Genomic DNA, 26,124 nt, shown 5'->3' with positions numbered 1-26,124 from the left:
TTGTAATGAAATACATGGTTATTCTCTGTGCGGTTGCGGTCGCATTCCTGATCGTGAGCGGGTGCAGCCAGATCTTTCCCCCGTTGCCATCCCAGGCTTCCCCTGCTGCCCAGACACCTGTCCCGGGAACAACTGTGACAGCCGTGGATACCTCTGCAGCTGTTGTTGCAGGTACCCCGGTCCCCGCCACCACATCGGGATCTTCGGAAAATACCGTCATCATCCAGAAGATGGCTTTTGTCCCCTCTACTATCACGGTAAGCGTCGGGACGCTTGTGCACTGGGTCAATAAGGATACGGTCACCCATTCCGTCCTCTTCCCGGCATCTGCTCACCTGAGTACGTTTGCTCTCTCCCCCGGGCAGGCGTTTTCTGCGAAATTTACTACACCTGGCGTGTACAATTACACCTGTGCTATCTATTCCTCTATGCAGGGAACGGTCATTGTAACTCCGTAGACAACCGGATATCCTTTTTTTGTTCCCGTCATTTTGTGGCAGAACGTGAAAATTGCATCGCTATAAAAAAAAGCTGCGATAGAAGAGCAGATCCCTCAAAGGCCGGCCATCCGGAGCAGGGTGCCCACCAGGATGCCAAACATGGACGAGGAGGCTGACAACATCCCCAGCAGGATATATCCGGCCACCACCCCGATCTTAAGTGGCGTATACGTACGATTGATATTGAGACGCCGTACGGTACGGAAGGGTCGCGCATCTGCCGATATCGCCGGCTTGTTCTTCCGGATACGGAACATGGTGATACACCCTGTATGTCCAAGAGATATGTTATACTATGAACACGTTGTATTTAATATTTTTTTATTGTGGTAAAAGAGAAATGCGGGATAATTTTTGAATTTATTCATATCGGGTACAAAATTTTGGATATTTTGGATTTCTTTCGGGGGAATTTCGGTGAATGGACATACTCCACCTGTTTCCTTGCTCCCGACTACCCTGCACCGCCGGGCCGTTTTTGCCGGCACCGGTAAGCGTGAGCAGAGATCTCTTTACTAACTATAGAGTTATTAACGATTTGTATGTATATATATATAAAAAAGAGGTAACTAATTTATCCGAGGATGACAAACTGATTTGTGATACTCCATGAGCCATCCGCACCGTGACCAGGGTGTTTCTGTAATTATTGGCACCCTTTTGCTCATCCTGATCACCGTAACCGCAGCTGCCGCCCTTGCGCTCATGGTCTCGCAGATGCAGAAAGCCGAGGAGACCCGGCAATCGCAGATCCAGGCGGTTAAGGATGAACAGATTGTGATCTCCGGGGTGAGCCTGGTGAATAATATAAACTGGTCCTCAACCTCTCCGAATCCTCCATTTAATATCCAGGATTCCCAGAACTGGAGTTCGGTCTCATTCGACCTGATGAACCTCAATACCCAAGACGTAGCGGTTCAGGGTATTGCTATTAACAATTATTACTTGTACCCGCTGAGCTATTCCTCACTCGCACTCTCTGCACCCAACGGCACATGCAATCTCACTTCAGGAGGGGGAGGATGTACTGTCTATATGCCGGGAGGATCGAGCAGCAGCACTCCTTATCTGAACATTCCCGCAGGAAAAAGCATCAAGGTGACGATGAATCTGACCGGCAGCCTCACCGGAGATGGCGGCCTTTCTCCCTCTTTTATCGGAACGGATCAGCAGATCGATATCAAAATCCTGACATCACTTACTAATATCTTTGAAGAGACCTACAAATTGCCGACGCCGGTAATCTCATACAGCACAGAAACGGCAACCATTGGGACAGTCCAACGTGATATGATAGTACTGGATGGCTCCCAGTCCTCTTCGGTAAATGCAACGATTTCCAATTGGAATTGGACAATTATGAATGCCACCCAAACCTATACAAACGGACAGATTGACCCTGTGGGAAACTGTTCAGATATCAGTGATCTGAGCACGGTAGGTGTTCCACCTTATTTCAACAGTAAAATTGCTCGTTTTTCCCCGCAAATAAGTGGACCTTTCTGCGTAAATCTGACAGTAACAGACAGCAACGGGATGGTTGCAACATCACCTTACCAACTCATTCCAGAAGATGCCGCATTCTCTCCAGCAGCAAATTTGATTGTTACGCGCCAGCTTGCTAACAGTATAAATGTCACTATTAAGGACATCAATGGACATCCCGTGCCTAATGCGATCGTTAATTATGTTTTAGATGTTAACCAGTTTGGTAACCTTTCGCTGAGCAAATATGTGGATACCTCCGATCAATCGGGGAATAGTAATATTACGGTTATATCCGGTATCGGGAGTATTAAAATTACATCCGGATCATTACCCGCTGTTGAAGTTGCTGTCAATGGTTCATCCTAAAGGGGAACTGATGGATTATCCCGATGAAACCTCACCATCTGTGAATTATTGATCCAAATATGGCTCTATTGCAGACGAATTTTGCAATATATAATTTCAGGTATCGATTTGAGATTCTGTCCGATTCTATAACATCCCTGTGAAGAGTATGAATTTTACTCTTCCATATCATCGGTCTGAACAGAAACAATCTGCTTCATCACGGCCGGCTTGTCCCGGTAATATGCCCGGATCTGCTCGGTCACCGCATCGTAATCGCGGATCCCGGCCCTTTGGAGGCCCAGCAGGAAATCGGTCCGGTCCTCGAGCTCCTGGTTGAGCAGATCCTTGCTCACCCCATGGGTGTCCCGGATCTTATCGAAGAGGAAACTCCGGCCCTGGTACTGGAACTCGTCCACGTCCGGCAGCCACTTAAAGGAGGTGTTGGTGATAAGATCCCCCGTGTCCCGGTCAAGCTCGAGCATCTCCACGATGTTTGCCAGGCGCCTCATGCTCCGCTCCCCTTTCTTGATGTGCATGGGGAAGAGCACCACATCCAGATTGGAGAAGAGGCTGCGCGGCACGTTCATCGGATTTGACTCCACACGGGCAAGCAGCTCGTCCATGGAGCCGGCATGGATAGTACCAAGTGCCGCATGACCCACGGCAATTGCCTGGAAGAGCGTGAAGGCTTCGCTGCCTCGTACTTCGCCGACGATGATGAACTCGGGCCGCTGCCGCAGCGCTGCAACAAGCAGATCGTAGAGCGAGATATCTCCCGGGCTTTTTGACGAGACCCCGCTTACCCCGGACACGGACTCGCCTCCGCTCGAGCTGCCAAAACCTGCACGCGTGATGGACTGAATCCAGTTGGGATGCATGAGGTTGAGTTCGGCCGTATCCTCGATGGAGACGATCTTGTACTCGGGAGGAATGAAACTGCACAGCACGTTCAAAAACGTGGTCTTACCCGTGGCAGTTCCTCCAGAGACAAGGATCGAGCGCTTGTACTCCATGAGGATCCACATGTACGCAAGCTCCATAGCATCCACCGAGTGGTAGTCCATCATTTCAATGGGCGAGATCGGGTTTGCACGGAACTTACGGATGGTAAAGGTCGACCCTTTCTTGGTCACTTCACCGCCAAGCGTGAGGTTACCACGACTCCCGTCAGGGAGCGAGACATCTCGGATAGGCTGGAGGAGTGAGATGTGCCTGCCGCCAATCTGCGCGAGCTTGAGGACAAAGTTGTTGAGCTCGACCTCTCCGAACTTCACGTTGGTCCGGGTGGATCCATAGATACGGTGCTGGACGTACAGGTAGATGTCGGAGCCGTTGCAGCTGATATCCTCGATATACCTGTCTTTCATCAGCGTGTCGATCCGGCTGTAGCCGAGATACTGCTTTTTGAGCGTGAAAAACATCCGCTCCTTCTGCTGCTCGGTGAGCTTGAGCCCGAAGATGTTAACCAGGGAATAGAACCGCTCCCGGAGGTACTCGATCCGCTGGTCCCCTTCGATCACTTCCAGGTTGGTGCTCACGAGCTTCTCAAAGGCCCGCTCCACGATATCGAGCGCAACCTTCTCATCTTCGGAGAGCTGCGGCTCCACCACTTCGTAGATGAGGGCGCCGTCCTTCTTGCTGTACTCGATATGCACATACTGGTAAGGCGGGTCGATAGGGTAGGTGATATTGACATCCCTCAGGGATCCATCGAGGGAAGGGGTGTCAAGGACGCCCGGGTTGAAATCGAGGGTGAGGATTTCCTTCTGCACCGGAGCAGCAAATGCTGTCCGGATCTTCTGCATGAAAGAGGGCCTGGGAGGCTCGGCGACGGCAATCGACCCTGCATCGGCCGTGGCCGGGACGGGTTCCGGCTCCGGAGGTGGGATAACAGCGAGCTCCTGCGGAAGCGCAGAACCATTAGAAATCCCCACCGGTACGGCTTCTTCCGGAACCTCCGGGGCGGGTTCGATAAAAAATACCAGAATTTTTGACCCAAGGGTCCGCAGCGATGCGAGCCGGATACGGACCCGGCGGCCGACCGGGACTGCCGGCGTTTTTTCGGGTTTTCCGGCGGCAGGAACCGGTGAGGGAACAGCCTGCTTTGTCTCTGTCTCCGTTTCCGGCTCGATAAAGTACAGGATGAATCTCTGGACACGCGAGGAGGGCTGCCGGTTGGCTGATTCCTGAGGGACCAGCGAGCTCTCTCCACTTTCCCAATCCCTGCTGATTCCTGACCAGTCCGGGCCACCCTCCCCGGGGGGGCTCTCCGGTACGACAGTGTCTTGCTCATCATCTTCAAAAAGGGAAGAGAGCCTGCCGGAAAACGATTTGGACTTCATGTGATCGTGATATATGCGGTTTTGTTCATCCAAACGGTTCCATGCGCATTTGTTGCAGAATGACTTACCGTGTACATTCCGGCACTGGCGTACTGGTGCGGTGGATTTTGTGCAGTACTATCGAATCCATCCCCGAAATCCCAGTACCAGCTTGTGGGACCGGGTGTCCCGCTGCTTTCATCGATAAAGGATACCGTTGTCCCGGCCACTCCTGAAGTGGGAATTGCGCTAAAATCAACGGAGGGTAAGGAATATACGGTGATTGTCGTTGTCTGGTTGCTCCAGCCATATGCGTCTGTGGCATCGAACGTGACCACGTAATTCCCCGCAGTCGAGTACGTATGGGTCGGATGTTGCATGGTAGAGGTGGTCCCATCCCCGAAATCCCAGTACCTGCCCGTTTCAGTTGGATCCGTAGTCGTGTCAACGAACAGTACCGTCAGTGGATTAAGGCCGCTGGTTGGATCTGCAGTAAACGTTGCAGTAAATGGCTGTACAACTATCTCCGCAGTGTTCCAGCAGCTCCCCAGATCATTTCCTGAATCCAGCCTGACCGTATAATCTCCCGCAGCCGTGTAGGTGTGGGTCGGATTTTGCAGAGTGGATGTTACCCCATCTCCAAAATCCCATTTCCAGAACCAGTGAGAATCGAGATAAGCTGAGGGAGTTCCTGAAAGTGCTGCCGAGGTGTCTGTAAAATTCACGGTTAACGGGACATTCCCGTTTGTTGTATTTGATACAAATGAGGTCATCACCGGGCAGACGGAAATCGTTGCCGTACTACTCGATGAACCGTATGTATTCTTTGCGATTAACGTGACGTTATAATAATTATACCCCTGGTAGGTGAAGAGGGGGTTTTGTGCATCACTGGTGCTCCCATATTCTCCGAAAAGCCAGTACCACGAGGTCGGGCTGTTAGTTGATCCATCGGTAAATTGGATCGGCACTACAGGGTTTGGGGGGACAACGTAAACTTTTGTAACATTTGCAGAAAAACTGCTTACCGGGGCATCCGGGTTTGAAGATGTTGAGTTCGAAACAAAACCACAGGAATTGCCATTGCAGGGAAGCGAGGTTTCCGTCATCGTCACGTTAGTCTGGTCTCCCGCGATGTTTGCCGGCCCCGTGTTTACAGGTGCCGGAGTTACCACGGTATTTCCCGGTACTGGCGTTCCCTCGCCGGCAACGTACGTGTCCGGTAGTGTCGGCATCTCCCGGGCGGTAGTCCCGTTGGCAGTGCCCGATCCTGAAGCGGCAAGGGAGCATCCGCATGCCCCAACCAGCAGCACGATGAAAAGACACGCAATGACGCCCGGTTTATACATATTTTAATTTCATTTACTATAGACTTAAACCATTCTATTTTTTGTTTTGATCATTTATGGGAGTATGACGTTCCTGTCCCGGAAAATTTTCATAAGCCAGACGAAAGATTGAAGAAAACGGCATCACTATAGTTAATGATGATGGAACGATCCCGGGTATTTTTTATCCTTCTTCTCCTTGCGGGGTGCATGCTTTCTGCCGCCGGGTGTACCTCCCCTCGGACAAGTGATACCCATAACACGACGATCGTTATCCAGGACTATAACCAGTGGGCAGAGGCGCAGGGCACCTATGCCGGCCAAGTGAAGATTTCCCTCACCCGGATGGAGGCGACTATCGATGCCTATAACCATGATGCATCCTCCGGCTCTTCTGATCCCGGCACGCTCCAATCAGATGTAGCATCTGACGGGCAGACAATCGCCCAATGGGGGGTGGCAGGTACGGCCTTAAGTACTGCAACAGATTCCTTCTCCTCGGACACGTCATCCCTTATGTTTGGCAGCGATCAGGAGACACCGTGGCTGGCCGGCCTGCTTGCGCAGGAAATGAAGATTTACGATATCTCTATGACTAATGCCCAGCAGCATTTTGTTGATTATAATCGTTACATGGGTAGCTACCTTTCCGTGGACGCTCCGGATTACCGGGACGATTCCCTGCGTACTGCAGCAATGGATGCAAAGACCCGTGCGCTTGCCTCCCTCTCCGATGCTGACATTGCTCTTTCCAATATAACGGCAACGGCAAAACAGCTCCAGCAGCGGCAATAATTTTTCCTGTTTTTCTCCCATCCTTTTTTGCGGCGTATCTCACCTGCCAGTTTCATAAATGGCGGGAGGAATTCCCCAGGGTTAAACCGCGGGCAAGTGCCCGCAGGCATATTTCAAAAACGATCCTGTACTCTCCCGCCGCGATTGTATCCTGAAAATGATGGTTTGGCCCCTTTTTTCAGGCGTCTTTTCTCTGTGTTGTGACTTAGGTGGAGCGACCCGTGTTTTACCCGAGAATCCAGTCCTGCACGGTCTGGTTCATGGTCCCTTCAATGGATGTCGAGTTTGTTGCGGAGATCAGGGAGAGCGTTCCCTGACTGTTGATACCAAGGTTATCGATGCGGATCCAGGCATTATCCAGGCTGGCAAGGTACTTCTGACCGTTAATCGTTTCCAGTGTTTGCGCAGATGCGGGTGCGAAATAATAACTCAGGCCGGTCTGGAACTGCGTCATGAACGGGATGTAGATGCTGTCTATGGATCCCTCATCCAGCAGTTCGCCGTTCACGTACACCTCCATATCCGGGAACGCGAACTTGAGGATTTTGTTATGGTCGATGGTGATGTCCCCTGGCTGGTTGCTGTCGGCCACCATCCTGACAACGGCGCCTTTTGGCAGATCATGGTAGGTACCGTTGATCGTGATGGCGGCAGGGGTATCGCTGACCACGAACTGTGCACTTGAGTTCTGTTCGAGATATCCCGGCTTTCCGGTCTGGACGAGGATATCGTTGGTTGGAATCTTATACGGCGATGGCGTCGCCACGATGTACCCGTTCTTCACGATATCACTGCTGCCGTAGGCATTGTTTACCGTAAGCCAGACATTGTAAGTTCCCGGATCTGTGAAGGTTATAACGGGATTTTGATCAGTCGAAACAGCGAATGGACTACTGGTACCGCTGCTGAGGAAGGAGATATTCCATGCCTCCTGGAAGGTCCAGCTCCACGAAGTCGGGAATCCGGTGGATTGATCCGTAAACCTGACCGTAAAAGGTACCGGGCCGGTGAGCGGCCGGGCGGTAAAGTTGGCGACAACCCGGGGCGGGGTTGCGATGACCTCGCTTTGTACTGTGGTGGTGTCGGTCTGGTCCGCGGTATTTACCGTAAGGGAAACATCGTAGGTCCCCGGGGATGCATAAAGATGTGTAGGGTTTTTGTCGCGTGAACCGGTGCCATCCCCGAAATCCCATGACCATGAAACGGGTGCTCCGGCCGACTGGTCTATAAACGAGACATTAAGCGGGGCCGGGCCTTCTGTGGGCGAGATCGTGGTGAACCCGGCAATCAGCGCAGGTGAGATCGAATATCCTGAGGCTGTCCCCTCATAGTACGCGGGACCGGCAACCACTGTCAGATCGTTGCCCGGGGAGTACGTGTCATCAGAGATGACAATGTAGTTGTTGCCCGGGCCTGCGAGGATTTTGCCGCCATTGATCAGGAGCTGCCGGACCTCCCCGTATGTCGGCTCTACGGAAAAGGTGAGGTTTGCATGGTACTGCCGGACCGAGGGGATGTTGCAGTTCCCAAAGCTCCCTTTAGCCACCTGGGTCCCGTTCACAAAGAGCGTGGCATCCGCAAGGCTGCAGCCCAGGATGTTTCCGCCCCGCAGGGAGACCGTACCGGTCGTGGAGTCAGAGCCGGCCCGGATCTTGACAAGCGATCCTGCCGGCAGTGCTATCCGGGCCCCGTTCACGGTGACCGACGAGTTACTGTCGTCCGAAATAAAGGAGAGGTACGATCCTTTCTTTATTGCACCGTTGCGGATGGTATCGAGAAGAACCTGCGATTCGGTTGCCTGCCGGGTATCAAGGACATCGTCTACCGTGACGGTCTCCCGGGCGCCGTCCTGCCGGGTGACCGTGAGGGCGACGTTGTAGAGGCCCCCGGAGGCATACTCATGAACCGGGTACTGGAGGGATGAACTGGAATTGTCGCCAAAGTCCCACTGCCAGGCGCCCGGGCTGCCCCTGCTCATATCGAAGAACTGGACGGAGAGGGGGTTTGACTGATAGCCGGGCGAGGCAAGGAAGTCGGCTATGAGAGGCGGCGCGAGAGGTTCGGCAAGCCCGGTTGTTGCTCCCCCGACGGACTGGAGTGACTCTGTGCTGGTTTTTGCCTCAAAAAAATGTGCAAGACTGCCCGGGCCCGGCAGGATATGGAATAACAGCCCGAGCGCAACCAGGATGACGCATATGGCAATCAGGATCGGGATCCGGGCCTGTTTTTTAAGACGGGGCAGGCGGAGCTTCTTTTTCGGGATGGAGATCTTGAGTTTCATGGGCTTTCCTCACCGGCATGCCTTCGTACGTTGTGCCAATGTATGCCCGTGTACGATTGATTGTCTCTGGAATGCCATGGTCAGCCCCGTTCTGCCTGTTGCAAAGTGTTCCCGAAAATCCGGCTATTGTCTCATAGTTACGCAATCAGCCAAAATATATCTTTTGAATTGATAATATAGAGACATCCGGGCCTGACCCTTGGCGATCTCTTTTTTTTGCTCTGGTTTCTCATGGTCCCCGGGTGCCTCCTCCACAGTTCAGTTCACGATTTTATTTGGATAATCTCCATTGTGCCGGGCTGAAACTGTTGAAGGAGACCTGGACATAGGTATCCTTGAGATCCGCTGCGACTGATGACGGGACTTCGTAGATCAGGTACCCGTCGATGGCATTGCTCCGTCCGGGCATGATGAAATACCCCTGGCCGTTGGTATCGAAACCGGGGCTGGGGGGAGCATTTGTGGTAAAGGTTGTGATCGCGGTGGTATTCTCCCCAAAGACGTTGAAACCGGTCAGGAAGGCATAGTCCCGCTTCTGGTTTCCGATCTCGCGGATCCACTGGTACGGCAGCTGGTCATAGTGCACTGAATAATAGTTGATCTCGTTCTGAGTGAGGACAGAGGTGTCGAAGTAGGGGTTGTGGGTATAGGTCTGGCCGTTGTTGACCACCACAAACGAGTCGGCCGAGGGAACCAGGGCACTCATATTCCCTGTATCCTCTATCCGGATGAAGATGACCAGGAACACATCGCCGGTCTGCGCCGGGGTCTGCTGGACAAACCGGTTCCAGCTCATATCCCACCAGAAGTAAAAGGGAAGGACACTTGTGTTATACACTGTGGCAAGGCACGGGCGGCTGTTGTCGCCGTACCAGTAGGATTCGCCGAGATCGAGGGCATACTTACCTGTGACTGCCTGATTCTGTGCTGCTGCGGCTGCCGGTGCCGGGGTTAGCGTTACTGTCGGTGAAGGGGTGGCCGTTGCTGTGGAGGATACGGAGTTTTCTTCCCCGGCATTCTGTTGGGCAAGGAACGCAGCAAGGCGGGCACTCTTGTCTTGAGTTGTTCCGGTTCCGGCTGCTAGGATGCTGTCAGTACCTCCGGCGGTGGCTGGCAGGCTCATGTTCATCGAAGTAATGGTCTGATTTATGATCCTGATCTGGAGGTCTCCGTCCTGCAGGTTAATGGAAAAGGCCGGATTATTCATTTTTTGCAGCAGGATAAGATCCTGCGGCTGGAGGTTGAATGAGAATATGGGGGTATTTATCACTCCTGCTGAAGATGTACCGGCTTCCTGCGCAGCAGATACAGTGGTGACCGGAGGGACAAAGAGATGGGCAGAGAGGATGAATGCACCAACAAGTACCAGGCAGATCCCAACAATGACGGCGATAATCGCACCCGTCCGGTTCCCAAGAAGGGGATTTTTTTTCCGCATCTTGAGGATCTGGGCGCTTCTCCGGAGCAGGAAGAGGGCAATGATTGCGCAGATGGCACAGATTACGATTGCAATGACAATTGACTTGACAAAATCCAGTACCCCTCCGGTCCCGGGCGGGCTCAGTGTCGGGATCACCGCGGCAAGAACTATGAGGAGCCCGGCTACGAGAATGAAAGGGATCAGGGTGAAGAGGAATGGCCGGAGGAAATCGCGGAGGTTAAACCGGGATTTTGTTTTTTCTTTTTGAGGTACGACAGGGGAGGCCACGGATTCTGGTTGCGGGGAAGAGGCGGTTTTGCTCCGCCTGAGGTGGACTGACTGGAGCCAGGTACGGATCCTTGTACGTATGGATGAAATGGGATTGCGCAGACGCCACTGCAACTTCGTATGGGAATCCGGCTTCCGGGGAACTCCGGGAGGAGTATCCTCTTCGTAAAATGAGATAGCTTTACTAATTTGGGCCTTATCCAATGCCGGGGCAGGTTCCGGCTCAACGCGTTCCGGCGGGCCGAGAGAAATGGCCGGGGCGGTCAGGGAGACGATTACCGGTTCGCCGGATTTTTTCATTTCAGAATCAGCGTGTGCCGAATGGATCTGTCCAACGCCGACTTTTAAGGTCTCTGCGAAGTTACTCTTTTTCCCTGGGAGGGGGATATCCTGTGGTTTTCCTGCACTGATCGGCGTCGAGCTGGCTGTCGGTGATGGGAATAACCTCTTTTTCAAAGCATCAAAAACAGAGGGATCATTTGTTCTGCACCCTCCAAAACCATAACTGAGGAAGGCTTTTCCCGCGATGTTGATGGAAAAGACGATGACAACGAGGACAAATGCCGCAGCAAATCCTGCTGACGGTTTGACTAGGCTTGGATTCTGGAAAGAGTGATAGACGGTATAGGGGAGGGTTGCTACCATATCCTGAAAGGGGTAAACTTTTACCCCTCCCTGAGAACCCGTTGTCGAAAGGATTCCAAACTCCGGCATGTATTGGGTGTAACCGGCAGTGAGGATCACCACGGCAGACTCCTCTGCGGCGCGGCCAAATCCAAGCGTAAATCCTGTCAGAATCCCGCTGAATGCGGTCGGGATAGTAATTCCGCTGATAGTCTGCCATTTGCTGGCCCCGAGCGCGTAACTTCCCTCTTCCAGATCCGGGGGAACCCTGTCGATTGCATCCTCAGTTGCCCGTTCGATGACCGGCATGATCAGGATTGCCAGTGCGACCGCTCCTGCGATCAGGGAAAATCCACCCAAGATCTGTTTCATGTAAATAACAAAGATCAGAAACCCGAAAATGCCGATAACGATGGATGGGGTTCCTGAAAGTACTTCTAGGAGAAACCGGAACGCCTGAGTGATACCGTTATCCTCTGCATACCGCCTCATGTAGATAGCGGTTCCAAGGCCAAAGGGTGCAGCAATGATGGTTGCTGATAGAGAGATCAGGATCGTTCCGACAATCGCATTTGCGATACCATTCCCCATCCCGCCAGCTGCATTTTCGGGAGTTGTTATAAAATACCACGAAAAAGACGGCAGACCTGAGACGAATAACATTGTGATAATCCAAAAGAGCATTGCAACGACTACAAGTGAGGCACAAAGACAAAGGATGACGATGATTTTATCCGTGAACTCCCGGCGGTAACTCGTCATAATTAGGACCTTCTTTGTGCCCACGAGCAGATGAGCCGGACACCTGCTACGGCCAGCATCTCCATAAAGAAGAGCACAACCGCTATCCCGAATATTGCGGCTCTGGGCTGTGGAGAAGCGACGTAGTACAGGATATCATTGAGGATCTTCGCGGTCATCGTATATCCGACATCAAAAATTGATGATGGGATTATGGGTGTATTTCCTAAGAGCATCACGATTGCCATGGTCTCTCCCATTGCCCTCATCATTGCAAGAACGACTGCTGTAACGATACCCGGGAATGCGCAGGGGAGGATCACGTTCCTCATGGTCTCCCACTGTGTCGCTCCGAGCGCGATGGATGCTTCACGATATTCAGATGAAACTCCCCGCATCGCCTCCTGCGACAGGGCAACAATTGTGGGTATTACCATTATGGCAAGGATGGCAGCGGAAAGGAAGAGTCCTTGGTGAAAATTTGGGTGGATATTTCTGAAGATGGGGATAAACCCGAGAAGATGATCAACAGTAGGGTTTAAGAAGTCCATAAAAACCGTGGAGAGGATAAGGACTCCAAACAGTCCATAGACTACCGAGGGAATGCCGACAAGCAGCTCCACAATGGGCCGGATGATCTTCTCCATCCATGCTGGTGCCCATTCTGCCAGGTACATCGCGGTGAGAAGACCAAACGGAATGGCAAGGGCAAGGGTGAGTGCAGTCACGATGATGGTATCGATCAGGAAGATGAAGATGCCATACTGGTTGGTATCGTAATTCCAGACCGAATTTGTAATAAACCCGATCCCCGACGTTTCCAGTACAGGGGCGGCAGCATAGATCAGAAACCCGATGATCACAAAGACGAGGATCGCAGTGATGCCGGCAATACCAAAGAAGATGCTCTTGTGTATGTCGGCGCGTTCCTTCATGAGATGTTCAACGATCCAGTGATAATCGATACGAAAAAAAAATTAGTGGATTTGGATTATCTCGCTTAGGAGATATCTGCGATAGCGTAGTTGTTGGTTGCCTGGAAGACACCGTAGTGGTTACCGTTGACGGTTTCAATCGGGTCTGCCTGGACGTAGTTGATGAATTCCTGGACTGAAGAGCTGGGCTGTCCGTTAGTGAGGTAAATGAGCGGGCGGATAAGTCCAGACGGCCAGGTTTGCGATGCAGTTGAGGTCTGTCCTTCAACGGTAGTCTGGTAGATGTACTTTGCTTCATTCCGAAGGTCGTTCCAGTTTGCCGTGGTGCCCGTGCCGAATGCAGTGTCGAACGAGTTGGGGAGGGTCTGAACCTTAGCTTGTACCGGATCCCATGCCGGAAGGATTGTAACAGTACCGGTACCAATAACGTTTGCTACTGCGTCGCCATAGTCAGCGAATCCGATTGAATAGGCTGTGTTACCAACGGTCTGAACCATCATCGGGTTACCGTTGACTGCAAGGCTGCTCCAGTTGGCGTTTGAGGTTGGCGAGCTGGTAAGTTTAAGGTAGTTCTTAAAGAAAGAGTCTGCCGTACCCGAGCCGTCAGCGCGGTAGACTACGGTAAAGGAATTGGTTCCCGTTCCGTTTGTCCACGGAGCGTTCAGGGTGTAAGAAGATGCTGTGGTTGGGTTGTATACACCTACGAGATCGTTGTAGAAGTTCTGTCCATTAGCAGCGGTGCTGAGATTGGCGGCTGTCATGGCCGGGTTTGCCTTGTTGGTAATGAGGACAATTGCGCCCTCACCGATCTGGTACTGCTTGAGGTTCGGGAACTGGTTGGTCCATGCGGGCTTGACGACTTCGGAGACTGCGCCGATATCTGCGACGCCGTCACCGACTGCCTGGACACCTGCACCGCTGGCGGTTGCCTGTGAGACAACCTTGACGCCCGGGTTTTCAGTGGTGTAGAGCGTCCCTGCTGCCTGGGTGATCGGGTCGACGGTGGTTGAGCCTGCAACGAGAATCTCGTTCTGGGAGGCAGATCCTGCCTGGTTTGTGTTCGCCTGCTTTGCTACACTGGTTGAGAAGGTACCCATGATGGTACCTACGGCAACTGCGCCGATGACTGCAACGACGATAAGGACGAGCGTTGCGACAATCGGTGAAACTGCCATCTCATTGTTCATGCGTTTCATGTTTGCGTACATTGATTTTTCACCTTGGTGTTCGTGGATGGGATTTTTAAAAAATATTGGTAGAGACTAATGGATTTGCCACGGAGTTTTCTGGTGAAGTTCATTCATCCCCCACAGATGTCAATTCACCAATGAAGTAATGGTCTCAGGACTATATATTTTTAGCGTTTTTGATATAGATTTAAGGTTTTTCAATATAGTGATCGCAATAGGATATAGGGATTATTGGTTTACGATGACTCTTATTATTACGGCGGCTCACTTCCGGATCCATGGAAAATATGCACTGGTCCAGTTGTCTGGATAGTCCGTTGGAATCCGATTGGCTTGCCCGTGTTTGCGCGATCTGCATCGGGTTTGTAAGATCCCGGCCTACAAACGCAAGTAACCACTACACACATGCAAACATCGATGGGGTAGGGTGACTCCTTGTTGAAAAAATGGGGTGAGGGGGGTGGGGGGCACCCTCCCCCCCCCCCATTTGGGAGATTGTCCGTGCCGGTCTCCGGTGTGAGCACCGCAGGAAATTTGGGTTATTATGATGGAACCGGGTGGGGGGGTAGGTCCCTGTTAAAAAAAAGAAGCGGGGGTGGGTAGGGGTCACCCCCTCCCCCCTCAGTTCATGATACCGCTTTTGGGGCGGGAAGGATCATATCCGTTTCCGGCAGGTTGAGCTCCAGTGCAACCGGGCAGTGATCCGATCCTTTGATCTCGTGCAGGATCGTGGCATCGGCCACAAACGGCCGCAATGCCTGGCTCACGAAACAGTAATCGATCCGCCAGCCGAAGTTGCGCTCCCTCGAATTGTTCTGGAACGGCCAGCGCGTATAGTAGCCGGGGCCCGCATGGAAGAGCCGGAACGTGTCGGTGAACCCGAGTGCGATCAGCTGGTCGATCCTGCCACGCTCATCCGGGGATATGCCCACTTGGCGGACCGGTTTTTTTGGCGGATTATAGAGATCCTTGTCGGTGTGCGCCACGTTGAAATCGCCGCAGACGATCACGGCCCGGCCCTGTTCACAGAGAGAACGGATGTACAAGAGAAATGCATCGTAGAACCTCAGTTTGTTGTCCAGGTTTCCCATCGGTTTTATCCCGAGGGGAAAGGCAATGTTGAGCAGCACGAATCTCCCGTAATCCGCCATAAGGACCCGGCCCTTATTATCAAAGTCCGGATCGCCAAAGCCATACTGTACCGAGAGGGGTTCATGCCGGGTAAAGAGCCCTACCCCTGCCGTGCTTCCCGCCGGAACCGCAGAAAAAAACGTGTGGTAGCCGTACAGGTTCCGTACTCGTTCGGGGAGTTTCTCCCCCGGGGCTTTGGTCTCCTGGACGCAGACGATCTCCGGGTTGTGCCGGAAGACCGGCAGGAACTGCTTGCGGTCATAGCACCCGCGAAGGCCGTTCACGTTCCAGGAAAGGATGGTCGGCATCCCTACTCACCTTTTACGGTTTTCTCTCTTCTTTGAGATCCCGGAGGAGCGCTTTGAGCTCTGCCGCATCCTTTGCATAGGTCCGCTGGAAGATCTGTACCTGCCGGTCCTGCCAGAGGCTGAATCCGAAAAAGAGGATAAAAAGCCCGATGGCGATCGAGAGGGCTCCCCATTTGGTTGTGTACGGCCAGGGCAGGAGGTTGAACCCGTGATAGATAAAGAGCGGGCCGATGATCATCATGGCCGCTGCCGAGATCACATATACCAGGTTCTCTCTCCTGAACTCTTCATCGCTTACCTGCCGGTCGTCAACAAGCATTCTTCTGGGGTCGGGTAATTTCATACACATATCACCTGTTCTGCCGCGCCCGGGTTTTTTGCCCGTGGTTTTTTTATCGTTTTCATCGTTCGGATCTCCTCTTCATCCTCGGATTTAGGTAAAGTCACTGCTCAGTACCTGGAGCTCGGGATACACACGCTGCATATCCTGCACCGCGCTCTGTGTGGCCTTGAGGTTCTCTGCAAACCCCTCCTGATCGTGGTTGTGATCGGCCACGACTGCTTTCATGCAGGCAGTGTCAGCATTGTCGGAACTCTGGATAATCTCCCCAGTCCGTTCCAGGACCATGGCAATGGTAAACCCGGAGTCCGTTGCCGGCGACGCACTGGCTTTTGCCGAAGTAAACTCGTCCTGTCCTTTGGTCATCTCGCCCTCGCCTTCTGCAAACTCGGCGCATACCGCCATCTTCTCCTTTGCAGTCTGCATCGTGGGTACTGAGGCAAGATCAAAGAGTGCAGAAGTGCACCGGTTGTAACCGGTGACAAAGTCTGCAACCCCGACCTGCCATGACGAGGAGTAGTTCCGGTTATCGGCATCGCTTGGAACCAGGTTCTGGGAATATCCCTGGACACTGGTCTGCATGTACTCGTTTCCCGGCTGGGAGACCTGCTTGTAAAATACCTGTGAACCGAAGGCAAAGATCGACTGGGCATCGATCCCGCTGCTGTTCTGATTCCCGGAGGGTGCAGAAAGCGGGTTTAACGCGGGTGAGACGTACAACGTGGTTGCAAGGAGAGCCCCGATGAGGATGCCGTATTTCAGGATGATCAGGTTCACAACTGCACGACCCGGGAGGAAGGGAGAAAGACCCGGTACGCTGGCGTGCCGGTATCTATACTTAAGATATAATCTCTATATTAAAAAGATGTTGAATAAGGATTTTTCATTTTTATTGCGATAACTGAACTATCTATTTATAGGGGGGACAAAAGATATTCACGTAACGAGCAGCAGTCCGGAGTATCCTTTGTGATGCAGTGCAGCAAGACCCTGCCCTCCCGTCTTGAGTCCATTGTTCGGACGCTATTTCCGGACGAAATCGCCATAGACAGCGAATGGCTGCTCTTCCTGACGTTTCTGGTTATCTTTGATGTTCTCTCCACGACCCTGCTTCTCTGGAAGGGTGCAGGTGCAGGGGCTGCGTCGGAAGCAAACCCCTTTATGGCGTTTATTGTCTACCGGCCCCTGCTCCACCTCGGCCTCAAACTGCTGTTTGCTCTCTTTACCATTATTGTCGCAAACATCATGGAACACAATTACCCGGGCCTTGGTCTCCGGATTGTCCAGGTTGCCTGCATCCCCTATATGCTTGCCTTCACGGTGAACCTGTTCTGGCTCATGTACTCAGACCAACTGCTGTTTATCGTGCACGGCTGATATTGATCTTTGAAAAAGATCCGGATCTGCGCATCGAAACAGAGGAGGATCTGCAAAAAGGGCACTTCCGATTCGCGGAGATTTCAAAACAATATCTGGTGTGTCATGAAGGGGCCGTGTGCCGGGCCGCAATCATGATCGCCAGGTAAAGGATGCAAACGGCCGAAATGGAGGCGATCAGCGGGACTACGAGATCGAACTCCCCATAGACCGAAAGGCTTCCTGCGCTGAGAAGTGCGAGACAGGCAGCTGCGGGAATAACAGTATGATTTATCTTGTCCAGGTTTGTTTCTGTTCTGCTCACGGATTCATTCACTTCCCTTGTTCCTACGGGTCAGTCCTTTTTAGTTTACCCGCACTACCTGCTCGGGGAAGTATTCTGTCAGGATCAGAATATATTCTTTTTGAATCTAAAATATATCTGCATCCGATTAATATTGAGATATATGGGGTAATCAGGATATCTTCATGCGGATGAACGGGACTGTCGGAAAAAGGCATACCCGAACAGGCAGATCGCTATGATTATGGTCAGGAGCGAGAGGGCCGCTATCCCGTAGGAGTACCACGAGTTTTTCAGCTGCCACGAGATGCCTCCCAGTACATGGGTCAGGCTCACCAGCAGGACCAGTCCGACCCCGTACCGGTAAAAACCGGTCGGGTGCAGGATGCGGAGCACGGCATACGCGGCAGCGTAGTAAAAGACAACGAGCGCAAGGAAATAGAGCGCCATACTGTTGTGGGCAACGGCAAACCGCACAAGCGGACTTGCCTCCCACTGGAGGATCATGCCGGTGTTGCCGGCAAGATAAAAAGTCAGGGCGTAGTCGATACTTACCGCAAGCGGGGGAACGACAGCAATGTACGCAGGCGCATCCCAGATGCGCCGTGCGAGGGCAGTAATGGTCTGCATGATGGTTGCATTACAAAGACTCGCCCTTGTATGAGTGGATCTCTGTGGGGGATACATTATAGTTTGAGTCTTTGATATATAAATTTTCTGTATAAGAAAAAACTGTTTTAATGTCGTTTGCATGATATCATATCGGTAATCAGGGAATATTCTGGATTTCGGCCGCAATAACCGGTTTCTGCCCAATCCAGTAATAATCAGTTTTGGATCTGGTTGTTTGTAACCTCTTGGAAAGCCCTTATGAGCGGGGACATGCAAACGATAGGTAATGGCAGCTGTACACGGCATGGATATTTTTCCACAGAAGAGCGTGATCCTGATCGAAGAAGAAACAGGGCTCGCAAAATCGGTCTATGCCCAGTATATTGCCGCTGATGCTGCAGGTGCCGGAAAAGAAGTGTGCTATGTCACGATCCGGTCAGCGGATGATATCAAAAATGATATGACCCGCATGCGTATCCTGCCGGCCAAAGGATTTTTCGTTGAGGAGGAGATGCATGGGACTGCTCCGGGTACTCTTCTGGATGCCATTACGCTTCATGGTAAGGGAGATATGGTGATCGTGGACCAGTTTTCCCTTTACTTCCTCGATTCGCCGCTTGCTGAGCTTCGCGAGGGGATCTCCCGCATCAGTGCTGCGGCAAAGACCGGGCGGGTCTTTCTCCTGCTCATAGATCGCGGCGTTCTCTCAGAGCGTCACGAAGCCCTGATGCGGGCAATGGCAGACGGAGTTGTACAGATTACCACGATTTCCGAAGGTGACAAGCTCAAACGCTATCTCAACATCCCCAAGATGCAGGGCGCCGGTCTCCTGGAAAAGATGCTTCCCTTCACGGTCAGCGAAGAGGGGTTCCTGATCGATACGCGGGAGCGGCACGGGTGAACGTGCGTTTTTTTATTACCTCCCTATGGTTTTCCCTCTCTGCAGGCCAGTGTGAGTTCACTCGGCAAGGTTCAGGGTAAACCGTATTGCAACACCCGAAGAGGGATCACCGTGTATCCTGTCGTCTGCCCAAATCCGGCCGCCGTACCCGTCCATGAGCATTTTAACGATATGAAGCCCCAGGCCATAGCTGCTCCGGGTCTTGGAATCCTTGGCAAACCGATCAAAGATTCCCGGCTTCATCTCATCAGGGATTCCCGGTCCGTTGTCGGCCACGGATATCTCAAGCACGCCCTGTTCATTGTCCGTGGCGGAAATTTCTATGGCTACGCCTGCTCCCCCGAATTTGAGGCTGTTTGAAAACAGGTTGTCAAACACGACCCCGAGCATATCGTTTGCGAGTACCCTGCGGTTGCAATTCGTAACAGAGATTTGGATATCCGGGCGGGTTGCGGCCTCTTTTCTTATGATCTCTTCAAGATTGACTGCAACGACGCCGGGCTGCATCTTGTAAATGCGGCTGATGGTCTCGATGTTTCGAATTACATTGCTGCTCTTCTGGGCCAGCTCAACAATCTTTTTGAGGAACCGTTTTTCCTTCTCCCCGGCAGTCTCGGTGAGGTACTCGGCATATCCCCGGAGGCCCATGATCGAATTCAGGATCTCGTAGGTTATCACATCAAGGTAAATATCAAGATACAGGTTGGCCTTCCGGTTGAGTTCCTCAAGCTTACGGTTATGCTGCGCAAGCTCATCCTGTGCAACAGAAAGTTCCTCCTGGTTTTCTTCAAGATCTGCAAGCATCTGGTTAAAGGCCCGGGTAACCGAAACGATCTCCTCGTCGCCCTTTTCCGGGATGCGGCGCGAGAGATCACCGGACCTGCCGATAATCTGCATATCATTGTCCAGAGCACTGAGTGGCCCGAGCACGAAGCGCTGGAGTAAAAACTGTACTGCTATGATAAATATCGCGCTCAGGGCGACAATGGATGCTGCAATGATCAGGATCGACGTCTGAACGTCCGAATAGACCATGCGATCCGTGAATACCTGCACCACCAGGAAAGTCGGCCTGTCCTCGATACCGGAGATCATTGCCGTACCGCCCATCAGGCTGTTATTGACCGGCTGGCTGACGATTCCTCCTTTCTTCATCTTTTGCAGGTCTGTATCACTGAACGTGCCAAAGCTGACCCCGGATGAAGCCGGGGCTAAGGTAAATGCCGGAATCTGGAGGACACTTTCCATATCCCCGATCCTCTTGCTGTTGAGGACCCGGACCATCACGAGGGTTCCCCGCGAGGGTGCAGACTGGTTGCTTCCCTTGATGGAATATCCGGCAAGAATGACCGGGGCACCATTCAGGAAGGATGCTCCGTGCCTTCCTGATACTCCTCCGGGGACGCCCGCGGGAATAATACTGTCTTTGATAATTCCATCAAGCTGCTGCGGAACGACTTCTTCTGTCCCATCCGGGTTTAAGGCGCCTTCGGAAAAGACGAGATCCCCGGAAGTATTGTAGATGAGCAGGTAATCGACATCGAGCGTCCCCAGCAGAAGTGGCTGGTTAAAGGCACTTGAATTCCCCGATGATCCCGCGGCCCCGGCAAAAGCATACGTATCATCCCGGCCTGCCCAGTCCCTGCAATTGGCAGAAACGATCTTTTCCTGATCGTTCAGGTTTGCAATGACCCTTTCCACGTTTGCCGACATCTGCTGCTTTTCTATAGAGCGGAACGAATCAAGAATCACAAACTGGGTGATGAAACTAAGGCCGATAAGAAAAATAAATGCCATGGCTGCCAGGATCAGCCGGGAGCGTGTACGGACCTTCATCGGGAAACTCTAGGGTATGTAATCTTTATTTTACCTTATATCATAATTTCTTCTTTAGACTATATAGTAATATTGATTGTGGATCAATCAAGCCCTCTACTGCAGGACCGGTTTGCATGAGGGCCTGACCATCTTTCTCCGGTAGGGGGAGATTGTTTTCCCCTCTTTTTGAGCCGGGTCTTCCGCATCCGCGGTTTTATGCCCACCGCGAGATGGTAGTCTGTTCTGCGATCTGATCGCACGAAACGGTATGGGATTCAAGCTCGTGAGAACTGAGCGGGAACTGTATGCGGACATGCGTCCCATCATGGTTTGTCATGAGGATCTCTCCCCGGAGCTGCCGCACCAGCATATGGATCAGCCGGATTCCCAGGGTTTCCTCTCCGGCCGTCCTGTACGTTGGCGGAAGGCCGGAACCGTTATCAAAAAATATCAATGTACATACGCCATCCCCTCCTTCTCCAAGGGTCAGGTGAAGTTCTGCCTTGGCAATTTCCCGGAACGCGTATTTGAGCGAATTGGTAGCCAGTTCGTTTATGATAAGGCCGCAGGGAATTGCCCGGTCAATATCAAGAAATATTCCCGATGCCTTGACCACGCAGCGTACTCCCGGTGTTGCAGAAGCTGAAACAATGTTTTTTAACAGGTCTGAAAAGTAATCCTGCGCATTGATCGAACCGGCAACCGGGGACTGGTACAGTTTTTCATGGATCAGCGCCATGGTCATGACCCTGCCCTGCATCTCGGCATACTGCGATCGTTCGCGTTCGTTTTCCGCCTTGAGGGCATTTAACTCGAGCAGGCTCATGATCACCTGCATGTTGTTCTTGACCCGGTGGTGCACTTCCTTGATTAGGATCTCTTTTTCGGCAAGTGACTGGCGCAGGGTATCCTCGTACCTCCTGCGCTCCGTAAAATCGGCAAATGTGCACAGGATGAATTGCCCGAAGAATACGCATGCAGACACCTGGAACTGGCGCAGGGTCCCCGATGCAGTTTTCAGCAGGTACTTCCTGTCGGTAACCCTTCCTGTTGCAACCACATCCCCGGTGAGTTCACGGTACTGCTCCGGGCGCTCAAAGAACTCGCTGAACAGGGGAATGCCGGATTGGGGGGATGTATAGCCAAGAGGCGTAAGAAAACTGGGGTTTGCCTCGGTAATTTTCCCGGTCTCCCGGTCAAAGATGATCATTCCTGCCTCGGACATTGCAAATATATCCTGGTACCGTTTTTTTAACCCGGCAATATTCTCCGAGAGCATGGTCACGATTCCCCCGATGCCTAAAAATACCGCAAACGTAAAGCAGGCAAGGGAGAGCACGTGCAGGTTGTTTCCCAGAAAGATAATATTGAGAAGTACCAGGGAAAGTCCCATAATGACGGAGGCCGCAATCCCGTACCGGGGGAAGAAATATGCGGTCATTACGATGGGCAGCAGGAAGAGGTACGGGTAAAGGTCCCCTATTCCCTCTGAAAGGCTGATGGCACCGATAATAACGGTTGCCGCTGCAATAAGGACAATCAGCAGGCGCATGGTCTTGGGATCTTCGGGGATCTGCACAAACGGGTTGATCCCGCCTTGTTGTACCGGATCGGGATTCATCGGATCATCCATGGGCTTCTGATAAATATGTTTGAGCTCGTCTCTATATTAAAGACAACTAAATATAGTCTCCTGCCAAAAGAGTACTTCTTTAACCATGCTGAAAAGTCCTGCAAACCCTGCGGAAAAGAGAATCCTGATCGTGGAAGATGAAGGGCTGGTGGCCATGACCCTGGAAGAGACCCTCCGGCGGATCGGGTACTTGGTCGTAGGCATCGCGCTGAGTGGTGAGGAAGCAATCACCCTGACGGGGGAACAGCACCCGGACGTGATCCTGATGGATATCCGCCTGCAGGGCGGGATGGATGGGATCGAGGCGGCCCAGAAGATCAAGGGCCAGTTCGGGACGCCGATCATCTTTCTTACCGCGTACAGTGACGATGAGACCATCCGGCGCGTTGTTATGACTGAGTCAAGCGGGTACCTGGTCAAGCCCATCAATACCCGGGAACTTTTTGCCGGGATCGAGAGCGCCCTCTATAAGAAGCGCCGGTTCGATCGTTTCATGGAGCAGCAGGCAACCGCAAGCAGGCCGGTCTGCCCGTGCGGCACACCGATGATCCAGGCATTTTCCCCGGAGAAGGGAGAGATGATAGCAGTTGGCTGGGTCTGTCCAAAGTGTCATCACTTTGTGCAGGGGAACTGATGTTATTGTTTTGGTTTTCAGAAAAAAGCAGAGCGAAAAACAGGAAAAAATTATGACCATGGAAGGGTCCATACCTTCCATTCCCCCTTCTCATACCATTCCTCGAAATTCAGGTACAGGGGAATTGTCTCTGTCTGTACCGAATCTGCGGATACATTCTGGCGCAGCAACAACTCCACTCTGATGTTTGTCATTGTAGCGTTCCCGGTCTCGTTGAGTATTTTATAACCTGCGATTGCTTTATCCTGTGTCATAAGTGAGTTATTCATGTTGGCTTTTTCAAATTGATCGAGTGAAACCTGATCACGTATCTCTTCGGGTGCGAGATTGTACAATCCTGTGACATCATGGGTATTTATTGCCTCCATCCACGCGATGAGACCGGTTTCAGGATCAGGCTGTAGGGATGGATTTTCGCTCAGCCCGGATGGTTTTGTGGTTAGACAGCCACATGCGAGGATCAGTACGAGTAATCCGATTGCAAAACAACACATTGCTGTTGGAATTTTTCTTTCCATGAAAATTATCCTCCGTTGGTAACGGTTATCGGTACATTCAGAGTCACGCCATTTGCTTTCGCGGCAATTACATAGGTTCCGGTATCCGATCCCATCACTGGCTTTACCTGGACGAGCCCATTATCATCCGATGTATCTGTTGTGGGATTTACGCTTCCGCTGGGCGTTATACTAAATGCAACCTGAGTACTGTTTACAGGATTACCGCTTGTATCGGTGATTTTGAAGACAATTGGATCCTTGAGGCCGAGGTTTGCAAGGCCGGTCTGATCGCCCCCAGAAACAACCGTAATATTGACCTGCGGTCCGGTTTGTGTAACTGGTGGGGGAAGGATGAAGAGGGCTGACGCTATGTATCCAACGGCTACAAGCACCACCACGTGTTTGAGACCATACCGTGCATCTCCTTCGCTGATCTTTCCGATGATCAGCCCCCCGAAAAGGGAGTTGAGGATGATCATGTGGAAAAATCCGCGTGCAAAATCGATGTTCCCGATGTCTGTCTTGCCAAACATCTGGGTGGCGCCCAGCTGCTCCACGAACGGGAGCAGGCTTGTCGTCAGGATATAAACGATGAATATGATGATTGCCTGCGCAAAGTAGAAGATCATCACGTACTGGTGGAGATTTCCCTCTTTTTCCCGTTCGATGGAGATGATGCTCCGCATGTCCTCGGATGCCTTGAGGATCAGGTCGGCTACCGATCCGCCGGAGTAGGAAGCCTGCACTACAAGCATGGTGTAGCGGCGGATCAGGTCTGAGTGGAGCGATTGGGCCATCGCCTTCATCGACTCCTCAAAGGATTTCCCGAAGGTCATCGAAGTCGAGGCAATGCGGATATGCGGGGTCAGAACTCCCAGATCCGTCTTTGCAAGCTCTTTTACCGCCTTAACCGGGTCAAGCCCCCCCCGCATCAGTTCGGAGAGCTTGAAGAGGAACTCAGTATAGAGCTCCTCCTTTTTACGCGTTGAGCGTTTCTGGAGGGTTATATCAATGGAGTAAGGGAGGATGGCAATGATCAGGGCAAAGACCATCACCTCGTCAAGTCCCATGGTCGGTGCGGCAGGATTTGAAGATGTAGCCGCAGCACCGGTGGCATTGCCGGTCCCTGCGTTCATTTGTGCAAGGTAGGCCTGCAGGGCTTTCTCTTTGTCACTTGTCGCGGTGGATGCCTGCTGTTTTGTAGTGGTATGCAGGGTATAGCCCATCAGGAACGCGGTCAGGACAACCAGTAATGCAATCGCTACCGGTATGGCAATCGTGAAGAGTTCCCGCGGCGGGTTGTACTTGATCCGTATCCGCTCGATAATCTCGTGGAGTTCCTCTTTCTTACTTCGGGCGGGGGTGGATGTTGGCATGGCAGATCAGGGATTGGTCGAATATTTCACGGCAAGCATCTGCAGGAAGACCACGTTGATGAGCGGGATCAGCAGGTAGATCAGGTAGTTAAACATGTCATGCGCAGAGAACGGGCCCAGCTGGATGCCCAGCGCCCCTGAGATCACAACTCCCAGGATGGCGAGGGTGATCGTCATAACAACCCCACCAAGGTATCCTTCCCCGAATACGGCAAGGGACTCCACGAACTCCTTATAGGTCTGGCGCCGGATTGCCATGAGTTCTTTTGACTTGGTCTCCAGGTAAGATTTCAGCCCGCCACCGCCGTAGATGATGTTGGTTATATCGATGCAGATGTCCCGGAACAGATCGGACGGCGTGTTCTGCACAAGGCCGTTCATGGCCGTTACCACGTCCTCTCCGAGGATATCCACCCGGAAGAGCACCTTGCGGAACTCGTTTGAGATCTGCCCGTAATCCTCCCGTGCAATCCTCCTGATGATATCCAGCGGGGTAGCGCCCGAACTGGCAAGGATCGACATGAAGGCAAGGGCATAGGGGATCTGGGTATCGATATCCCTTTTTTTGTTCTCTATCTGGTTCTGCAGGTAGAAGGGAAAGCCAATGGCAATTGCTGCCGATCCAATCAGGGCAAAGAGCAGGATATAAGGTGCCGGGCTGGGTATGGCAAACGGGCTCTGGGGAACGAGAAAGATGATAGAAGCGACCAGTACCATGACAGAACCGACAAGGATTGTGGAAACTATCCATAGGGATGTGAACATTCCCGGTGTCATTTCGAGATCTGCCTGGTAGATCAGCTTGATGATATCACGGTTCGGGTTGCGATCAAAGGAGCGGCCGAACGTGTAGCAGAAGCGCTTGTACATCTCAAAAAACTTCTCAAAACTGTCCGATTCCGCAGCCATGATAATCGAAACTTATTTATATATATTATGTGAAAATTATAGA

23 protein-coding genes are annotated in these 26,124 nt (G+C 52.2%); 6 read left to right on the top strand and 17 right to left on the bottom strand.

Going from position 1 to position 26,124, the window contains the following annotated elements:
- Positions 1 to 5 precede the first annotated feature (5 nt).
- Positions 6 to 458 carry a cupredoxin domain-containing protein gene (locus tag MBOO_RS13280; RefSeq protein ID WP_012108001.1) on the top strand — a complete coding sequence of 151 codons (453 nt, stop codon included), beginning with the start codon at positions 6 to 8 and terminating at the stop codon, positions 456 to 458.
- 95 nt (positions 459 to 553) lie between these two features.
- Here MBOO_RS13280 and MBOO_RS12665 read toward each other — a convergent pair whose 3' ends face one another.
- Positions 554 to 757, bottom strand: coding sequence for a hypothetical protein (locus MBOO_RS12665; protein ID WP_048068490.1), 204 nt, complete (start codon positions 755 to 757; stop codon positions 554 to 556).
- A gap of 352 nt (positions 758 to 1,109) precedes the next feature.
- On the opposite strand from MBOO_RS12665, the gene MBOO_RS12660 reads away from it, so the two are divergent.
- A complete protein-coding gene (locus MBOO_RS12660; RefSeq protein WP_012108000.1) occupies positions 1,110 to 2,354 on the top strand; it encodes an archaellin/type IV pilin N-terminal domain-containing protein in 1,245 nt (414 codons plus the stop codon).
- 155 nt (positions 2,355 to 2,509) lie between these two features.
- On the opposite strand, the gene MBOO_RS12655 is transcribed toward MBOO_RS12660, so the two are convergent.
- Entirely contained in the window at positions 2,510 to 4,678 is a 2,169-nt protein-coding gene (locus MBOO_RS12655; RefSeq protein ID WP_012107999.1) for a type II/IV secretion system ATPase subunit, read from the bottom strand.
- Positions 4,675 to 6,006 carry a PKD domain-containing protein gene (locus tag MBOO_RS12650; protein ID WP_012107998.1) on the bottom strand — a complete coding sequence of 444 codons (1,332 nt, stop codon included), beginning with the start codon at positions 6,004 to 6,006 and terminating at the stop codon, positions 4,675 to 4,677. The genes MBOO_RS12655 and MBOO_RS12650 overlap by 4 nt, the downstream gene beginning before the upstream one ends.
- Positions 6,007 to 6,144: 138 nt before the next feature.
- Between MBOO_RS12650 and MBOO_RS12645 the strand changes: the two genes are divergently transcribed.
- Positions 6,145 to 6,780, top strand: coding sequence for a hypothetical protein (locus MBOO_RS12645; RefSeq protein WP_157677709.1), 636 nt, complete (start codon positions 6,145 to 6,147; stop codon positions 6,778 to 6,780).
- Between the two features lie 226 nt (positions 6,781 to 7,006).
- Here MBOO_RS12645 and MBOO_RS12640 read toward each other — a convergent pair whose 3' ends face one another.
- From MBOO_RS12640 to MBOO_RS12610, 7 genes are all read right to left on the bottom strand, one after another.
- Positions 7,007 to 9,061, bottom strand: coding sequence for a PKD domain-containing protein (locus MBOO_RS12640; RefSeq protein ID WP_012107995.1), 2,055 nt, complete (start codon positions 9,059 to 9,061; stop codon positions 7,007 to 7,009).
- Positions 9,062 to 9,332: 271 nt separating this feature from the next.
- Complete coding sequence (pstA, locus tag MBOO_RS13630; protein ID WP_012107994.1) at positions 9,333 to 12,155, bottom strand: phosphate ABC transporter permease PstA; 2,823 nt, start codon at positions 12,153 to 12,155, stop codon at positions 9,333 to 9,335.
- Between the two features lie 2 nt (positions 12,156 to 12,157).
- Complete coding sequence (pstC, locus tag MBOO_RS12630; protein WP_012107993.1) at positions 12,158 to 13,069, bottom strand: phosphate ABC transporter permease subunit PstC; 912 nt, start codon at positions 13,067 to 13,069, stop codon at positions 12,158 to 12,160.
- Between the two features lie 65 nt (positions 13,070 to 13,134).
- The gene (locus tag MBOO_RS12625; RefSeq protein WP_012107992.1) at positions 13,135 to 14,277 is read right to left on the bottom strand and encodes a substrate-binding domain-containing protein; all 1,143 of its coding nucleotides are present in this window, start codon (positions 14,275 to 14,277) and stop codon (positions 13,135 to 13,137) included.
- A 608-nt stretch (positions 14,278 to 14,885) separates the two neighbouring features.
- Entirely contained in the window at positions 14,886 to 15,698 is an 813-nt protein-coding gene (locus MBOO_RS12620; protein WP_012107991.1) for an exodeoxyribonuclease III, read from the bottom strand.
- A gap of 13 nt (positions 15,699 to 15,711) precedes the next feature.
- A complete protein-coding gene (locus tag MBOO_RS12615; RefSeq protein ID WP_012107990.1) occupies positions 15,712 to 16,041 on the bottom strand; it encodes a hypothetical protein in 330 nt (109 codons plus the stop codon).
- Positions 16,042 to 16,131: 90 nt separating this feature from the next.
- Positions 16,132 to 16,815 (bottom strand): hypothetical protein, encoded by a 684-nt coding sequence (locus MBOO_RS12610; RefSeq protein ID WP_012107989.1) that lies wholly within the window; start codon positions 16,813 to 16,815, stop codon positions 16,132 to 16,134.
- A 195-nt stretch (positions 16,816 to 17,010) separates the two neighbouring features.
- On the opposite strand from MBOO_RS12610, the gene MBOO_RS12605 reads away from it, so the two are divergent.
- Positions 17,011 to 17,415, top strand: coding sequence for a DUF5658 family protein (locus tag MBOO_RS12605; RefSeq protein WP_012107988.1), 405 nt, complete (start codon positions 17,011 to 17,013; stop codon positions 17,413 to 17,415).
- Positions 17,416 to 17,518: 103 nt separating this feature from the next.
- Here MBOO_RS12605 and MBOO_RS12600 read toward each other — a convergent pair whose 3' ends face one another.
- Both MBOO_RS12600 and MBOO_RS12595 read right to left on the bottom strand, forming a co-directional pair.
- A complete protein-coding gene (locus MBOO_RS12600) occupies positions 17,519 to 17,719 on the bottom strand; it encodes a hypothetical protein (RefSeq protein WP_157677708.1) in 201 nt (66 codons plus the stop codon).
- A 162-nt stretch (positions 17,720 to 17,881) separates the two neighbouring features.
- A complete protein-coding gene (locus MBOO_RS12595) occupies positions 17,882 to 18,328 on the bottom strand; it encodes a hypothetical protein (protein WP_012107987.1) in 447 nt (148 codons plus the stop codon).
- 268 nt (positions 18,329 to 18,596) lie between these two features.
- Between MBOO_RS12595 and MBOO_RS12590 the strand changes: the two genes are divergently transcribed.
- Positions 18,597 to 19,211 (top strand): RAD55 family ATPase, encoded by a 615-nt coding sequence (locus MBOO_RS12590; protein WP_012107986.1) that lies wholly within the window; start codon positions 18,597 to 18,599, stop codon positions 19,209 to 19,211.
- A 57-nt stretch (positions 19,212 to 19,268) separates the two neighbouring features.
- Here MBOO_RS12590 and MBOO_RS12585 read toward each other — a convergent pair whose 3' ends face one another.
- Positions 19,269 to 21,047: a sensor histidine kinase gene (locus MBOO_RS12585; protein WP_012107985.1), complete on the bottom strand. Its 1,779-nt coding sequence runs from the start codon at positions 21,045 to 21,047 to the stop codon at positions 19,269 to 19,271.
- Between the two features lie 196 nt (positions 21,048 to 21,243).
- Positions 21,244 to 22,662: a histidine kinase dimerization/phosphoacceptor domain -containing protein gene (locus tag MBOO_RS13275; RefSeq protein WP_012107984.1), complete on the bottom strand. Its 1,419-nt coding sequence runs from the start codon at positions 22,660 to 22,662 to the stop codon at positions 21,244 to 21,246.
- An 85-nt stretch (positions 22,663 to 22,747) separates the two neighbouring features.
- Between MBOO_RS13275 and MBOO_RS12575 the strand changes: the two genes are divergently transcribed.
- Complete coding sequence (locus MBOO_RS12575; protein WP_012107983.1) at positions 22,748 to 23,296, top strand: response regulator; 549 nt, start codon at positions 22,748 to 22,750, stop codon at positions 23,294 to 23,296.
- A gap of 50 nt (positions 23,297 to 23,346) precedes the next feature.
- Here MBOO_RS12575 and MBOO_RS12570 read toward each other — a convergent pair whose 3' ends face one another.
- Genes MBOO_RS12570 through MBOO_RS12560 form a run of 3 tightly spaced genes read right to left on the bottom strand, consistent with a single transcriptional unit; the run spans position 23,347 to position 26,081 of the window.
- Positions 23,347 to 23,814, bottom strand: a complete 468-nt coding sequence (locus MBOO_RS12570; protein WP_012107982.1) for a hypothetical protein — start codon at positions 23,812 to 23,814, stop codon at positions 23,347 to 23,349.
- A 5-nt stretch (positions 23,815 to 23,819) separates the two neighbouring features.
- Positions 23,820 to 25,172, bottom strand: a complete 1,353-nt coding sequence (locus MBOO_RS12565; RefSeq protein WP_012107981.1) for a type II secretion system F family protein — start codon at positions 25,170 to 25,172, stop codon at positions 23,820 to 23,822.
- Between the two features lie 6 nt (positions 25,173 to 25,178).
- Positions 25,179 to 26,081 (bottom strand): type II secretion system F family protein, encoded by a 903-nt coding sequence (locus tag MBOO_RS12560; protein WP_012107980.1) that lies wholly within the window; start codon positions 26,079 to 26,081, stop codon positions 25,179 to 25,181.
- Positions 26,082 to 26,124 lie beyond the last annotated feature (43 nt).

The sequence above is a fragment of the Methanoregula boonei 6A8 genome (assembly GCF_000017625.1).
Classification (GTDB): Archaea; Halobacteriota; Methanomicrobia; order Methanomicrobiales; family Methanospirillaceae; genus Methanoregula; species Methanoregula boonei.
Note: the sequence above shows the minus strand (reverse complement) of the source record. Positions and strands in the feature narration are given on the sequence as shown.